11 protein-coding genes and 1 pseudogene are annotated in these 13,669 nt (G+C 70.4%); 8 read left to right on the top strand and 4 right to left on the bottom strand.

Annotated features, from left to right (window positions below; translation table 11 throughout):
• Positions 1-342: 342 nt before the first annotated feature.
• Positions 343-1,101 carry a TetR/AcrR family transcriptional regulator gene (locus GA0115254_RS31525; RefSeq protein ID WP_256102872.1) on the bottom strand — a complete coding sequence of 253 codons (759 nt, stop codon included), beginning with the start codon at positions 1,099-1,101 and terminating at the stop codon, positions 343-345.
• A 184-nt stretch (positions 1,102-1,285) separates the two neighbouring features.
• Between GA0115254_RS31525 and GA0115254_RS31520 the strand changes: the two are divergent.
• Both GA0115254_RS31520 and GA0115254_RS31515 read left to right on the top strand, forming a co-directional pair.
• Positions 1,286-3,534: pseudogene (locus GA0115254_RS31520) on the top strand (MMPL family transporter).
• A gap of 61 nt (positions 3,535-3,595) precedes the next feature.
• Positions 3,596-4,669, top strand: coding sequence for a zinc-dependent alcohol dehydrogenase family protein (locus tag GA0115254_RS31515; protein WP_093898675.1), 1,074 nt, complete (start codon positions 3,596-3,598; stop codon positions 4,667-4,669).
• 53 nt (positions 4,670-4,722) lie between these two features.
• Here GA0115254_RS31515 and GA0115254_RS31510 read toward each other — a convergent pair whose 3' ends face one another.
• The 3 genes from GA0115254_RS31510 to GA0115254_RS31500 all read right to left on the bottom strand — a co-directional run bounded on the left by GA0115254_RS31510 (position 4,723) and on the right by GA0115254_RS31500 (position 6,634).
• Positions 4,723-4,920, bottom strand: coding sequence for a helix-turn-helix transcriptional regulator (locus tag GA0115254_RS31510; RefSeq protein WP_093898674.1), 198 nt, complete (start codon positions 4,918-4,920; stop codon positions 4,723-4,725).
• Between the two features lie 246 nt (positions 4,921-5,166).
• On the bottom strand, positions 5,167-5,580 hold the full coding sequence (locus tag GA0115254_RS31505) for a peptidoglycan-binding domain-containing protein (RefSeq protein ID WP_093898673.1): 414 nt from the start codon (positions 5,578-5,580) through the stop codon (positions 5,167-5,169).
• Positions 5,581-5,707: 127 nt separating this feature from the next.
• Positions 5,708-6,634, bottom strand: coding sequence for a sugar phosphate isomerase/epimerase family protein (locus tag GA0115254_RS31500; RefSeq protein WP_093898672.1), 927 nt, complete (start codon positions 6,632-6,634; stop codon positions 5,708-5,710).
• 132 nt (positions 6,635-6,766) lie between these two features.
• Between GA0115254_RS31500 and iolC the strand changes: the two genes are divergently transcribed.
• The 6 genes from iolC (at position 6,767) to GA0115254_RS31470 (ending at position 13,667) form a co-directional block, all read left to right on the top strand.
• Entirely contained in the window at positions 6,767-7,768 is a 1,002-nt protein-coding gene (iolC, locus tag GA0115254_RS31495) for a 5-dehydro-2-deoxygluconokinase (protein WP_093898671.1), read from the top strand.
• On the top strand, positions 7,765-8,700 hold the full coding sequence (locus GA0115254_RS31490) for a Cgl0159 family (beta/alpha)8-fold protein (RefSeq protein ID WP_093898670.1): 936 nt from the start codon (positions 7,765-7,767) through the stop codon (positions 8,698-8,700). The genes iolC and GA0115254_RS31490 overlap by 4 nt, the downstream gene beginning before the upstream one ends.
• On the top strand, positions 8,697-9,578 hold the full coding sequence (gene iolB, locus GA0115254_RS31485; RefSeq protein ID WP_093898669.1) for a 5-deoxy-glucuronate isomerase: 882 nt from the start codon (positions 8,697-8,699) through the stop codon (positions 9,576-9,578). Before GA0115254_RS31490 ends, iolB begins: the two co-directional genes overlap by 4 nt.
• Positions 9,575-11,464 (top strand): 3D-(3,5/4)-trihydroxycyclohexane-1,2-dione acylhydrolase (decyclizing), encoded by a 1,890-nt coding sequence (iolD, locus tag GA0115254_RS31480; RefSeq protein WP_093898668.1) that lies wholly within the window; start codon positions 9,575-9,577, stop codon positions 11,462-11,464. Before iolB ends, iolD begins: the two co-directional genes overlap by 4 nt.
• A gap of 12 nt (positions 11,465-11,476) precedes the next feature.
• Positions 11,477-12,976 carry a CoA-acylating methylmalonate-semialdehyde dehydrogenase gene (gene mmsA, locus GA0115254_RS31475; protein ID WP_093898667.1) on the top strand — a complete coding sequence of 500 codons (1,500 nt, stop codon included), beginning with the start codon at positions 11,477-11,479 and terminating at the stop codon, positions 12,974-12,976.
• 226 nt (positions 12,977-13,202) lie between these two features.
• A complete protein-coding gene (locus GA0115254_RS31470; protein WP_093898685.1) occupies positions 13,203-13,667 on the top strand; it encodes an acyl carrier protein in 465 nt (154 codons plus the stop codon).
• Positions 13,668-13,669: the final 2 nt, after the last annotated feature.

Here is a 13,669-nt window from a genome sequence, read left to right as displayed (position 1 = left end):
ACGGCCTTGAATGCCTCGGTCCGGCTCACCGGGAGCGGCCTCGTCACGAGGTCGGTATCAGCGCAGCAGGTCGTACGCGTAGCTCCGGCAGGTCAGTGGGCTCACGTCACCAGGCATCCGGTCCGAGAGCAGGTGCTGGCAGGCACGATCTCCCGACCCGCGCCATCCGCCACAACCCACGGCAACGACGGGCTGTCGCCGGCAAGTGCCGCCCCGATCCGCGGCAGCCGAACTCGGCCATCCGTTATACCCCGATGCGTACGGGACGTCCTCTGTACAAACATGGGGCGATCTTCGACCGGGCGCCACCACCGGGTCGAGCCGCACTCCGCGCTGGTGCAGTCAACAGACCAGTGGCTCCAGATAGCGGAGCAATGCGGTCTTCAGCTCCCTGATGTACGCGTCCCGCTCATCGCCCTCGTGGGCCATGATCAGGTCGAGCCCGCCCTTGAAGAGGATGAAGATCATGTTGGCGATACGGGTGATCTGGGCGGGCGGAGTGTCCGGCAGGTAGTCGCCGAGGATCGCCTCGACGCGGTCGAGCATGGTCATGTGCAGCGCGTCGTGCCCCTGGGTGATTCCGGGGATCTCGGAGCCGTGCATGAGGACGGTGAACGCCGGATTCTCGCAGTTGAAGGCGATCAGCGGGTCAAGGGTGGCGTCCAGCATCCGGTCCAGCGGGAGCGTCAGATGGTCCGGAAGGAATGCGGCGCCGTAGGTCTCCCGCCAGCGGTTCAGGAGTTGGTCGCCGAGTTCGACGGCGATGGCCTCCTTGTTGGGGAAGAACTGGTAGAGCGTGCCCGGTGAGACGCCTGCCTCGCGGGCGATGGCGTTGGTGCTCGCCGCGGTGTAGCCGGTTGTGCAGAAGACGTTGGCCGCCGCTCTGAGGAGCTGCGTGATACGGGCTTCGCCGCGGGCCTGGCGGCGGCGGGGGCGGGTGGCACCGGCGGCCGCTTCGGGACGTGCGCTGCCGGTGTCGCTCGCGCTGTGTGCGCTGCCGCCCGCACTCCCGGCGCCGCTCGTGGCCGGGGGGTTCGCGGTGCCGCCCGCGCCGCCCGTGCCCCTGGCACCACCGGTGCCCTTCGCTCTGGCCTCCGACACGGTCATCCCCAGCTTTCATGACGCGATTGACAAACACGAGCGGTCGCTCGCATTCTTGGTGAAACGCGAGCGATGACTCGTGTTTGCCAGTGTAATTGGCAACGACTGATCCATGCTGCCCTGCGCGGCCACTCCGTGTGGCCGTCTCGCGCCGCCGGATCTGGGGGGAAGGGGACACCGCGCCATGCCTGAAGTCAACAGTCCGGAGCGTCTGGGGGGCTGGACCCGCTTCGTCACTGCGCGGCCACGGCTCGCGCTGCTCGCGGCCCTGGTCATCACGGCGCTCGCCGTGTTCGCGGGAAGCGGGGTGGCCGACCGGATGGGCAGCGGCGGCTGGGAGGCCCCGGACGCCGAATCGACCTATACGACCAAGGCGCTGGAGCGCGAGTTCCCCGCATCCCAGCCGAATCTGCTGCTGCTCGTGGACAGCGGCAGCGCATCGGTCGACGATCCCGCGGTGGCCGCCGAGGCGGCCCGGCTGGCCGAACGGCTGGCCGGAGAGAAGGACATCACGGGCGTCGGCTCGTACTGGCAGAGCAAGTCACCCGCGCTACGTGCCGAGGACGGGCGGGAGGCGTTGATCGCCGCCCGGATAGAGGGCGACGACAAGGCGATGGGCGAGGTCCTGGACCGGATAGCCCCCGCATACCGTGGTGCGCACGGCCCCGTGGAGGTCTCGGTCGGCGGCCCGGTCGCCGTACGGCACGAGATGCAGACGATCATCCAGGAGGACCTGCTGCGGGCCGAGATGATTGCCCTGCCGGTGACGCTCGTGCTGCTGGTCATGGTCTTCGGCAGTGCGATCGCCGCCCTGCTGCCGCTCGGCGTGGGCATCGTCGCAATCCTGGGGACCAACGCCGTGCTGCGCGGCATCACCGAATTCACCGACGTCTCGGTCTTCGCCCAGAACCTCACCACGGCCCTCGGCCTCGGGCTCGCCATCGACTACGCGCTGTTCATCGTGCGCCGGTTCAGGGAAGAGCTCGCGGCCGGGGCGGACACCCGGGCGGCTGTGGGGGCGACGCTGCGCACCGCGGGGCGCACGGTGCTGTTCTCCGCGCTGACCGTCGCGGTTTCGCTCGCCGCGATGATGGTCTTCCCGCAGTACTTCCTGCGCTCGTTCGCCTACGCGGGGATCGCCGTGGTGCTGCTGGCGGCTGCCGCCGCATTGATCCTGCTGCCGGCCGCGCTGATGCTGCTCGGACCACGGGTCAACTCCTTGGATCTGCGCCGTCTGCTGCGACGGGGGCCGGGGGCACGGGCGGGCGTGTCGACCTGTCCGCGACCGCCGCAGCCGGATCCGGCAGCGGGTGGGGCCGGTTCGCGGCCCTCGTGATGCGTCGGGCGCCGGTCTTCGCCGCCGTCACCACCGTGGGTCTCGTCCTGCTCGGGCTGCCCTTCCTCGGGGTGAAGTTCGGTACGGCGGACGACCGCCAGCTGCCCGCGACCGCCGAGTCGCATGTCGTCCAGCAGCACATCCGGGACGGCTTCCCGGGCAGCCCGGGCGGCGGCCTCGCAGTACTCGCGGAGGGTGCGGCGACGCCGGCCCAGTACGCCGAATACCGCAGCAGGATCACCGGCCTTCCCGGTGTGCTGCGGGTCGACGGGCCGGTCACGACGGGGCGGTTCGCCTACTTCAGCGTTCTGCCCGACGGTGAGTCCGTGGGGGAGGAGTCCCAGCAGCTCGTCCAGGACCTCCGGGCCGAGCCCGCCCCCTTCGACACCTCGGTGACGGGCACGGTAGCCGTCCTGGTCGACTCCAAGCACGCCATCGCGGACCGGCTGCCCTGGGCGGTGGGCATCATCGTCGTGGTGACACTGCTTCTCGTCTTCCTGCTCACCGGAAGCGTGCTGATCCCCCTCCAGGCGGTCGTGCTCAACGCGCTGAGTCTCACGGCGATGTTCGGAGCGGTCGTCTGGGTCTTCCAGGACGGGCATCTGTCCGGATTGCTCTCCTTCACCAGCACCGGGGACATAGAGACGACACTGCCGGTGCTGATGTTCTGCGTCGCCTTCGGACTCTCCATGGACTACGGGGTCTTCCTGCTCTCCCGGATCAAGGAGGAGTACGACCGCACCGGGGGCCACGAGCGGTCGGTGACCTTCGGGCTGCGGCACACCGGCGGGCTGATCACCGCGGCAGCCGTGATCCTGGCGGTGGTGATGGTCGCCATCGGTACGTCACGGGTGGCCAACACCAAGATGCTGGGCCTCGGTATCGCCCTGGCCGTGCTGATGGATGCCATGGTGGTGCGCAGCCTGCTGGTTCCTTCCGTGATGAAGCTGATGGGCAAGGCCACCTGGTGGGCACCCGCTCGGCTCCGGGCCTTCCACCGGAGGTTCGGCCTGAGCGAAGGGACGTCCCTGCCGCTGCCGGCCGAGGAGATATCGAAGGACGCTCCGGAGCGGGACAAGATCACCAGCGGAGCGTAGATTCGGCCGCCCGGACGACGGGCACGGAGCGGACAACGGGGCTGAACGAAGGGCTGGGTCGATGCGAGCAGTGGTGTTCGAGGAGTTCAAGCAGGACGCCAGGGTGCGGGAAGTGCCGGACCCGAGCCCGTCCGGCCAGGGCGTCGTGGTCCGCGTCGAGGCCACCGGGCTGTGCCGCAGCGACTGGCACGGCTGGATGGGTCACGACCCCGACATCACCCTGCCCCATGTGCCCGGTCATGAACTCGCCGGTGTGGTCGAGGCGGTGGGGAGCGGTGTCGTCAACTGGCGACCCGGCGACCGGGTCACCGTGCCCTTCGTCTGTGCCTGCGGCCGCTGTCCCGCCTGTGCGGCCGGGGCCCAGCAGGTCTGCGAGCGGCAGACCCAGCCAGGCTTCACCCACTGGGGCTCGTTCGCCGAGTACGTGGCGCTGGAGCAGGCCGACGTCAATCTGGTCTCCGTTCCCGAGGGCCTGTCCTTCGCCACGGCGGCCGGTCTGGGGTGCAGGTTCGCCACGGCGTTCCGGGCGGTCGTGGCTCAGGGGCGGGTGGCGCCGGGCGAGTGGGTCGCGGTGCACGGTTGCGGAGGGGTCGGGCTTTCGGCCGTCATGATCGCGGTGGCCTGTGGGGCCAGGGTCGTCGCGGTCGATGTCTCGGCGGGCGCTCTCGACCTGGCGCGGGCGTTCGGCGCGGTGGAGTGCGTGGACGCGTCCGCGTACCCGGGCGGGGCGGACGAGGCGGTACGCGAACTGACGGGCGGCGGGGCCCATCTGTCACTCGACGCGTTGGGCTCCCCGGTGACCTGTGCCGCCTCGGTGCGGAGCCTGCGCCGACAGGGCCGCCATGTGCAGATCGGGCTGCTGCCCACGGCCGCCGGTGACCCCGTCGTGCCCATGGCGCGGGTGATCGGCCTGGAGCTGGAGATGCTCGGCAGTCATGGCATGGCCGCGCACGCGTACCCGCCGATGATGGACATGATCCTGGCCGGTACCCTGCGCCCCGATCTGCTGGTGACCTCCACCATCGGCCTGGACGCGGCCCCGGCGGCGCTCGCCGCGATGGGTACGGCGCCCGGGCCAGGGGTGACGATCATCCAGCCGTCGAGCGGTGGGACGTACACCGCGGCGAAGGAGTGAAGCCCCGTACGGCGGCAGGTGGGAGTCGTTCCCCGTACGGGGCGCCGGAGGTGTCAGTCCCTGCGTCCTCGGTTGCCGGGTCTTGAGGCGACCCAGGCGCGGATGGTGTCCGCGTACCAGTAGGGCTTGCCGCTCTCCACATGGTCGGGTGACGGGAGGAGGCCGTGTTTGCGGTAGGAGCGGACGGTGTCCGGCTGCACCCGGATGTGCGCGGCAATGTCCTTGTAGGACCAGAGTCTTCTGTCCGTCATGTATGACACCTCTCTGCGCCGCAGCGCAGCCGGGCAGGCCGTCGGGGGAGCTGCGGCGCGGACGCTGACGATCACTCAGCCTGCGCCCGGTGCAACGACAGGGGGAGAGTTCCGGGGAGGGGCTGTCGAGCGCCTGTGACGGAAGACCCGCGTAACGGAGACATGTGTGACGAGAGTGTGATCTCTGTTACAGAAGCCATGCATGGTGCCCAACGGGGCCACGGGAGAGGAGTGCCGCGTGCCGGGTCACACCGGTGGGTAGGGGAGAGGGGTCGTGCGGGTCGGTCCCGCGTGCCAGAGCGCCGACCAGGTGACCGGGGTGACCAGGCCGTCCGGCACGAGCGGCGGATTGTCCGCCTGGAAGCGCTGTACGGCGAGGAGGGTCTGCGGTCCGAACGTTCCGTCGAGCGCCGACCACGGCAGATAGTGGCGGTTGGCCAGCATGCACTGCACCTGGGAGACCCGATCGCCCCGGTCGCCGTACACGGTGAGCCCGTCGCCGTCGTAGAAGACGCAGACCGCGCTCGAGCCGGGCGGTGGCGGCGGGTTGTGCTCGTCGGCCGAGGCGCCCGGGGCAGCGGCGAGGGCGGCGGCCAGAGCGACGACGGCCAGGGCCGAGGCCCCGGCCGTCCTGCGGGACGACAACATTTTCCGGATCATGGCGAGTTGCTCCTGGTGCGGTGGTGTGTGCGGTGGTGGTGGGGCGCGGCCGGGGCCGCGCACCGACTCTCACCGAGGACAACACCGCGTACCGCCACTACGTCACTTCCCGGGGCCGCTCGGCGTGTCAGGGTTCCCGGTGCGGGCTGCCGCAGGAGCGGAGGAAGTCCCGGGTGCGGCGGGCGATGGGGAAGGGCTTGTCGGGCGGGCAGGGGTACATGTCCTGCTCGACGATGGCGAAGAGATCGACATCCAGCTTGCGGGCGGCTGCGAGTACGGGCTCCAGCGCGGGCACCCCGCCCGGCGGTTCGCACATCACTCCGCGCGCCACGGCGGGGCCGAACGGCACTTCGTCCGCCATGACTTCGGCCAGGATCTCCGGGTCGACCTGCTTGAGATGCAGATAGCCGATCCGTTCGCCATAGGTCTCGATCAGTTTGACGCTGTCGCCGCCGCAGTAGGCGTAGTGGCCGGTGTCGAGGCAGAGCGAGACCAGTTCGGGATCGGTGGCGTCGAGGAAGCGGCTGACGTTCTCCTCGCTGTCGATATGGGTGTCGGCATGCGGATGGACGACGATGCGCAGCCCGAAACGGTCCTGCACCTCGCGGCCCAGTCGTTCCGTCTGGGTGGTGAGGCTGCGCCACTGCTCCGCGGTGAGGTTGCGGTCCTCCAGGACCTCTCCCGTCCTGTCGTCGCGCCAGAACGACGGGATGACCACGAGATGCCCGGCGCCCATCGCCCGGGTGAGTGCCGCGATGTCGGCGACATGCGCCCAGGTCCGGTCCCAGACGTCCGTTCCATGGTGCAATCCGGTGAAAACGGTCCCGGCCGAGACCGTGAGCCCGCGTCGGTGGGTCTCGTCGGCGAGGCGGGCCGGGTCGGTCGGGAGATAGCCGTACGGGCCGAGCTCGATCCACTCGTAACCCGCCGCGGAGACCTCGTCGAGGAAACGCTGCCAGGGCACTTGCCGCGGATCGTCGGGGAACCACACACCCCACGAGTCGGGTGCCGAGCCGATACGGATACGGGCCGGAGCCAATGCGGAGGAGGTCATGCGGCCCAGCCTCCCGGCCCGGCAGACGCGTGTCAATCATTCGTCCTTATGTCCGGACAAAGCATTGACAGGGTTCCGGGGGAGGGCTAGACCTGGGAGCAGCCGCCCCGGTCGCCGGTCGAAGGGATGCATATGCCTGAGCTGTACGACGTGATCACCATGGGCCGGATCGGTGTGGATCTCTACCCCCTGCAGACCGGCGTGCCGCTGGCCCGGGTCGAGACATTCGGGAAGTTCCTCGGCGGCTCGCCGACCAATGTCGCCGTTGCGGCAACCCGGCTCGGCCGGCGGACCGCCGTGGTGACCCGCACGGGCCGGGATGCCTTCGGGGAGTATCTCCACCACCAGTTGCGGGAGTTCGGGGTGGACGACCGGTGGGTGACGCCCGTCGACGCGTATCCGACACCGGTCACCTTCTGCGAGATCTTCCCGCCGGACGACTTCCCGCTCTACTTCTACCGGCAGCCCAAGGCCCCCGATCTGGAGATCCACGAGTCCGAGCTGGACCTCGACGCGGTGCGGTCCGCCCGGGTCTTCTGGATGACCGGGACCGGGTTGTGCGCCGAACCGAGCCGCACATCGACCCTGGCCGCCCTGCGCGCCCGCGACCGGTCCGGCATCACCGTCTTCGACCTCGACTGGCGCCCGATGTTCTGGGACACCGCAGAAGAAATGCCCGGGACCGCGTCCGGCGCCACCGCCCGCTACCGCGAGGCGCTCGCCCATGTCACCGTCGCCGTCGGCAACCTCGACGAATGCGAGATCGCGACCGGCGAGCGCGAACCGTACGCGGCCGCCCGCGCCCTGATCGCCGCGGGCGTCGAGCTCGCCGTCGTCAAACAGGGCCCCAAGGGCGTACTGGCCGTCCACCGCGACGGCACGGTGGCCGATGTGCCGCCGCTGCCCGTCGAGGTCGTCAACGGCCTCGGTGCCGGTGACGCCTTCGGCGGGGCGCTCTGTCACGGGCTGCTCGCAGGATGGGAGACCGAACGCATCATGCGGTACGCCAACGCCGCCGGCGCCATCGTCGCCTCCCGGCTCGCCTGCTCGTCCGCCATGCCGTTCCCGTACGAAGTCGAAGCGGCCCTGACCGAAGGTGCCGTCACCTCCCGCCCCACCGGAGCCACTCCATGACGCCACCGGCCTCCTCGGTCTCCGAACTCGTCCAGCTGCGCATGCGCCACCCCGAGGCCATCGCCGAAGCCGCCGCGCGACGCCGCAGACGCCCCCTCGTCGGCAGCGGCGGCCGTCTGATGATCATCGCGGCGGACCATCCGGCCCGTGGCTCCCTCGCCGTCGGCGACCGCGAACTGGCCATGGCCAACCGCTTCGAGCTCCTGGACCGGCTCTGCCTCGCCCTCTCCCGCCCCGGTGTCGACGGAGTCCTCGCCACCGCCGACATCCTCGACGACCTGCTGCTCCTCGGCGCACTGGAGAACAAGGTCGTCGTCGGCTCGATGAACCGCGGCGGACTCGCGGGCGCCGCCTTCGAACTCGACGACCGCTTCACCGGCCACCGCCCCGAGGACCTCGCCCGGCTCCGCTTCGACGCGGGCAAGCTGCTGCTCCGTATCGACTACGACGACCCCGGCTCGCTCGACACCATGCACGCCACCGCCCGTGCCATCGACGCCATGGCCGCGCACCGGCTGCCCGTCTTCGTCGAGCCGTTCCTCTGCCGCCGCATGGACGGCCACGTCCGCAACGACCTCGGCGCCGAGGCGGTCACCACCTCGATCGCCATCGCCTCGGGGCTGGCCGGGACATCCGCGTACACCTGGCTCAAGGTCCCCGTCACCGAGAACCCCGACGACATGACCCGGGTGATGGAGGCTTCGACGCTGCCCGCCGTGCTGCTGGGCGGCGAGGTGGGTGACGACCTGGACGGCGCGTTCGAGAAGTGGCGCACGGCGCTGCAACTGCCGACCGTCCAGGGCCTGGTGGTGGGGCGTTCGCTGCTCTACCCGGCCGACGGTGAGGTGGCCGCGGCCGTCGACACGGCCGTATCGCTGCTGGAGCCGAGAGGAACGGGCGGGGACCGGGTATCAAGTAGGGAATGGGTATGACGACGCACAACGAACCGCGGTACCACCTCGGAGCCGGGAGCGCGGCGAGCGGCCCCTACGCCCTCGACATCGACCCGAAGCGCGCCGGCTGGGACCGGTCGAGCCTGCGTGTGCTGGAGCTGGGGCCGGGCGGAGTTCACACGCTTGTCACCGGGGAGAGCGAATGGATCGTTCTGCCATTGACCGGTGGCTGTACGGTGCACACCTCAGGTGAGATCTTTGAACTGCTGGGCCGGGAAAGCGTGTTCAGCGGGGTATCCGACTTCGCGTACGTACCGCGTGACGCCCATGCACAGATCGCCTCCGGCGCAGGAGGCCGCTTCGCCCTGGCAGGAGCGAAGTGCGAGCGACGACTCCCCGCTCGCTACGGCCCCGCGCCGGAGGTACCCGTCGAACTGCGCGGCTCCGGGAACTGCTCCCGCCAGGTCAACAACTTCGCCGCCGCCGACACCTTCGAGTGCGACCGGCTGATCGCCGTCGAGGTACTCACCCCGGGCGGCAACTGGTCGTCCTACCCACCGCACAAGCACGACGAGCACCGCCCCGGCGTCGAGTCCGTGCTGGAGGAGATCTACTACTTCGAGGTGGAGAACGACGGCCTCGGCTACCACCGTGTGTCGCCGTCGAGGGACGGCGGTACGGACGTCCTGGCCGAGGTCCGCAGCGGCGACGCGGTCCTCATTCCCGACGGCTGGCACGGTCCGTCCATTGCCGCCCCCGGCCGCACGCTCTACTACCTCAATGTGATGGCGGGCCCGGGGGAGCAGCGGGAGTGGCTGATCAGCGACCACCCCGACCACGGCTGGATCCGCGACACCTGGCCGTCGCAGCCGGTGGACCCCAGACTCCCGCTCTACGGACCGGAGGCGACCTCGTGAGCGCACCACGCACCCGTAGGCTCACCACCGCCCAGGCCCTGGTGTCCTTCCTGTCCCGCCAGTACACCGAGCGCGACGGCCGGCGACAGCGCCTGATCAGCGCCACCTGGGGCATCTTCGGCCACGGCAATGTCGCCGGGGTCGGTCAGGCGCTCGTCGAGTCGGGCCGGGCGATGCCCTATCTCCAGGGCCGCAACGAGCAGGCCATGGTGCATGCCGCCGTCGGCTACGCCCGCCAGTCCGGCCGGCTCTCCGCGCACGCCGTCACCACCTCCATCGGACCCGGCGCCACGAACCTCGTGACCGGCGCCGCCCTCGCCACCATCAACCACCTCCCTGTCCTCCTCCTGCCCGGGGACACCTTCGCGACCCGGCCCGCCGACCCCGTGCTCCAGCAGCTCGAGGTCCCGTCCGCGGGCGACATCTCGGTCAACGACTGTCTGCGTCCCGTCTCCCGCTACTTCGACCGGATCACCCGCCCCGAGGCCCTGATCCCGGCCGCGCTCCAGGCCATGCGGACCCTCGCCGACCCGGCGGAGACCGGCGCGGTCACGCTCGCGCTGCCGCAGGACGTGCAGGCGCAGGCGCATGACTGGCCGGAGGAGTTCTTCGCCGAGCGCATCTGGTACGTACGCCGGCCGGCCCCCGACCCGCACGAGCTCGACCGGGCGGTACGGGCCGTGCGCAGCGCCCGTCGGCCGCTGATCGTGGCAGGCGGCGGCGTCCATCACAGTGCGGCGGAGGAGACCCTTGCCGCGTTCGCCGCCGCCACCCGTATCCCCGTCGCCGCCACCCAGGCCGGCAAGGGCTCCCTGCGTCACGACCACCCCGCCGACGTCGGCGGCATCGGCCACACCGGCACCGCGACCGCCGACGAGCTGGCCCGTACCGCCGACCTGGTGATCGGCATCGGCACCCGCTACTCCGATTTCACCACCGCCTCCGCCACGCTCTTCTCCGAACCGGCGGTCCGCTTCCTCAACCTCAACATCACCGGCTTCGACGCACACAAGCTCGGAGCGCTCCCGCTCGTCGCCGACGCCCGCACCGCCCTCGAAGCCCTCACCGCCGCGCTCGCCGCACGCAACCACCGCGTCGACCCGTCCTACGAGACCGAGTACACCGAGGCCAAGGAGGAATGGGAGCGGCGCGTCACCGCCGCGTTCACCGCCGACGACCCGCACGCCCGCCCCACCCAGGCCCAGGTCCTGGGCCTCCTCGACACCCTGGTCACCGAGGACGACATCCTGATCAACGCGGCCGGATCGCTCCCCGGCGACCTGCACAAACTCTGGCGGGCCCGCTCCCCGCACCAGTACCACGTCGAATACGGCTACTCCTGCATGGGCTACGAGATCCCGGCCGCGATCGGGGTCCAGCTGGCCGCCCCCGGCCGCCCCGTCTGGGCCCTCGTCGGCGACGGCACGTATCTGATGAACCCCACCGAGATCGTCACCGCGGTGCAGCAGGAACTCCCCGTGAAGCTGGTCATCCTGCAGAACCACGGCTACGCGTCCATCGGAGGCCTGTCCGAGACGGTCGGCGGTGAGCGCTTCGGAACGGCCTACCGCCAACGTGCCGCGGACGGCACCTTCACCGGCCCCCCGCTCCCCGTCGACCTCGCGGCCAACGCCGGCTCGCTGGGAATGCGGGTGCTGCGTGCCAAGACCGTGCGTGACCTGCGCGAAGCCCTTGCCGAGGCGCGCGCTGCGGACCGTCCCACTTGTGTCTACGTCGAGACCGAAACGGCAGACACAGTGTCGGGCCCCCCTCCGGCGCAGGCGTGGTGGGATGTTCCTGTAGCCGAAACGGCCACCCGGCCGTCGGCCGTGAAAGCCCGGGAAGAGTACGACCGTCACGTCGCCGACCGACGCCACCACCTTTGAAGGAGTTCTGTCATGAAGACCGTCAACCACTGGATCGGTGGCAAGACCGTCGAGGGTGCGTCGGGCAACTACGGCCCGGTCACCGACCCGGCCACCGGCGCCGTCACCACCCAGGTCGCGCTCGCCTCGCTCGAAGAGGTCGACGCCGCGGTCGCCGCCGCCAAGGACGCCTACGCCACCTGGGGCACGTCCTCGCTGGCCACCCGCACCGCGGTCCTCTTCCGCTACCGCGCGCTGCTCGACGCCCACCGCGACGAGATCGCCGCGCTGATCACCGCCGAGCACGGCAAGGTGCACTCGGACGCGCTGGGCGAGGTCGCCCGCGGTCTGGAGATCGTCGAGCTGGCCTGCGGCATCACCACCCAGCTCAAGGGCGAGCTGTCCACCCAGGTCTCCAGCCGGGTCGATGTCTCCTCGATCCGCCAGTCGCTCGGTGTCGTCGCCGGCATCACCCCGTTCAACTTCCCGGCCATGGTGCCGATGTGGATGTTCCCGCTCGCCATCGCCTGCGGAAACACCTTTGTGCTCAAGCCCAGCGAGAAGGACCCGTCGGCCGCGAACCTGCTGGCCGAGCTGGCCGCCGAGGCCGGTCTGCCGGACGGTGTGCTGAACGTTCTGCACGGCGACAAGGTCGCCGTCGACGGGCTGCTGAACCACCCGGACGTCGCCGCGGTCTCCTTCGTGGGCTCCACCCCGATCGCCCGCTACATCCACGCCACCGCCTCCGCCAACGGCAAGCGCGTCCAGGCGCTCGGCGGCGCGAAGAACCACATGCTGGTGCTGCCGGACGCCGATCTCGACGCCGCGGCCGACGCCGCCGTCTCCGCCGCGTACGGCTCCGCCGGTGAGCGCTGCATGGCGATCTCCGCGGTCGTCGCGGTCGGCTCCGTCGCCGACGAGCTCGTCGCCAAGATCAAGGAGCGCGCCGAGAAGATCAAGATCGGTCCCGGCAACGACCCGACGTCCGAGATGGGCCCGCTGATCACCACCGCCCACCGCGACAAGGTCGCCTCCTACGTCAAGGGCGCGGCCGCCCAGGGCGCCGACGTCGTCCTCGACGGCACCGGCTTCACCGTCGAGGGCTTCGAGGACGGCCACTGGATCGGCCTCTCCCTCCTGGACAACGTCTCCACCGACTCGGACGCGTACAAGGACGAGATCTTCGGCCCGGTCCTGTGCGTCCTGCGCACCGAGACGTACGAAGAGGGCGTCGCCCTCATGAACGCCTCGCCGTTCGGCAACGGCACCGCGATCTTCACCCGTGACGGCGGTGCCGCCCGCCGCTTCCAGCTGGAGATCGAGGCCGGCATGGTCGGCGTCAACGTGCCGATCCCGGTGCCGGTCGGCTACCACTCCTTCGGTGGCTGGAAGGACTCCCTCTTCGGCGACCACCACATCTACGGCAACGACGGCGTGCACTTCTACACCCGCGGCAAGGTCGTCACCACCCGCTGGCCGGACCCGGCCGACGCCCCGGCGGGCGTGGACCTGGGCTTCCCGCGCAACCACTGACCCCACTGCCCTTCTGCACCGACGGCCCGTACGGAAGCTGTATCCGTACGGGCCGTCGCCATGCCCGCGGCACCCCCGCGCTGACGTGTCGCTGACGCCGGAGACACATGGCCGTACCGCCGTTCCGACGGCGCTGGACTGCTCTCGTGCCCGTCGACTGGAATGGAGCAGGCACCCACGAAGCGCGGTACGGGGGCTCTTGCGGAGGCTCGACCTGGCGGAGGCGATGGCAGTGAGTGCGGTGGACGAACGCCCTTCGGGGCCCGAGACGGTGGGTGCCGCCACGGTTGTGGACGACCTGCTCGATCTGCCCCGGTCCGAGCGGCGGCAGGCATTGGAGGACCTCGTCGTCGCCGAGTTCAAGATCGCGCTTCTCATGGAGGGCGATGATGAACTCCCCCTGGACGAGAGCTACTTCGACCTCGGGCTCACCTCGCTGACGATCACCGATCTGAAGCAGGGCCTGGAGGCGATGATCGGACACGAACTCAGCGCGAGCCTGCTGTTCAACAGTCCCACCGTGGGCCGGCTGATGGACCACATCTGCGACGAGCTGCTCCCCGGCCTGTTCCGCCCCGCGGGCGTGACCGCGTCGGCGAACGGGCCCGCATCCGCCGCCGCACCCAGCCCGGCCGACCCTTCGGCGGACGCGCTGCTCGACGAAGCCCTCAAAAACCTCTACCAGGGGTAGGA

Source organism: Streptomyces sp. Ncost-T10-10d (genome assembly GCF_900091955.1).
Classification (GTDB): domain Bacteria; phylum Actinomycetota; class Actinomycetes; order Streptomycetales; family Streptomycetaceae; genus Streptomyces.
Note: the sequence above shows the minus strand (reverse complement) of the source record. Positions and strands in the feature narration are given on the sequence as shown.

Excerpts from the sequence above, each read along its gene's own strand:
- GA0115254_RS31515 (WP_093898675.1), top strand. The coding sequence starts at position 3,596 with ATGCGAGCAGTGGTGTTCGAGGAGTTCAAGCAGGACGCCAGGGTGCGG.
- GA0115254_RS31510 (WP_093898674.1), bottom strand. The coding sequence starts at position 4,920 with ATGACGGACAGAAGACTCTGGTCCTACAAGGACATTGCCGCGCACATC.
- GA0115254_RS31505 (WP_093898673.1), bottom strand. The coding sequence starts at position 5,580 with ATGATCCGGAAAATGTTGTCGTCCCGCAGGACGGCCGGGGCCTCGGCC.
- GA0115254_RS31500 (WP_093898672.1), bottom strand. The coding sequence starts at position 6,634 with ATGACCTCCTCCGCATTGGCTCCGGCCCGTATCCGTATCGGCTCGGCA.
- iolC (WP_093898671.1), top strand. The coding sequence starts at position 6,767 with ATGCCTGAGCTGTACGACGTGATCACCATGGGCCGGATCGGTGTGGAT.
- GA0115254_RS31490 (WP_093898670.1), top strand. The coding sequence starts at position 7,765 with ATGACGCCACCGGCCTCCTCGGTCTCCGAACTCGTCCAGCTGCGCATG.
- iolB (WP_093898669.1), top strand. The coding sequence starts at position 8,697 with ATGACGACGCACAACGAACCGCGGTACCACCTCGGAGCCGGGAGCGCG.
- mmsA (WP_093898667.1), top strand. The coding sequence starts at position 11,477 with ATGAAGACCGTCAACCACTGGATCGGTGGCAAGACCGTCGAGGGTGCG.
- GA0115254_RS31470 (WP_093898685.1), top strand. The coding sequence starts at position 13,203 with ATGGCAGTGAGTGCGGTGGACGAACGCCCTTCGGGGCCCGAGACGGTG.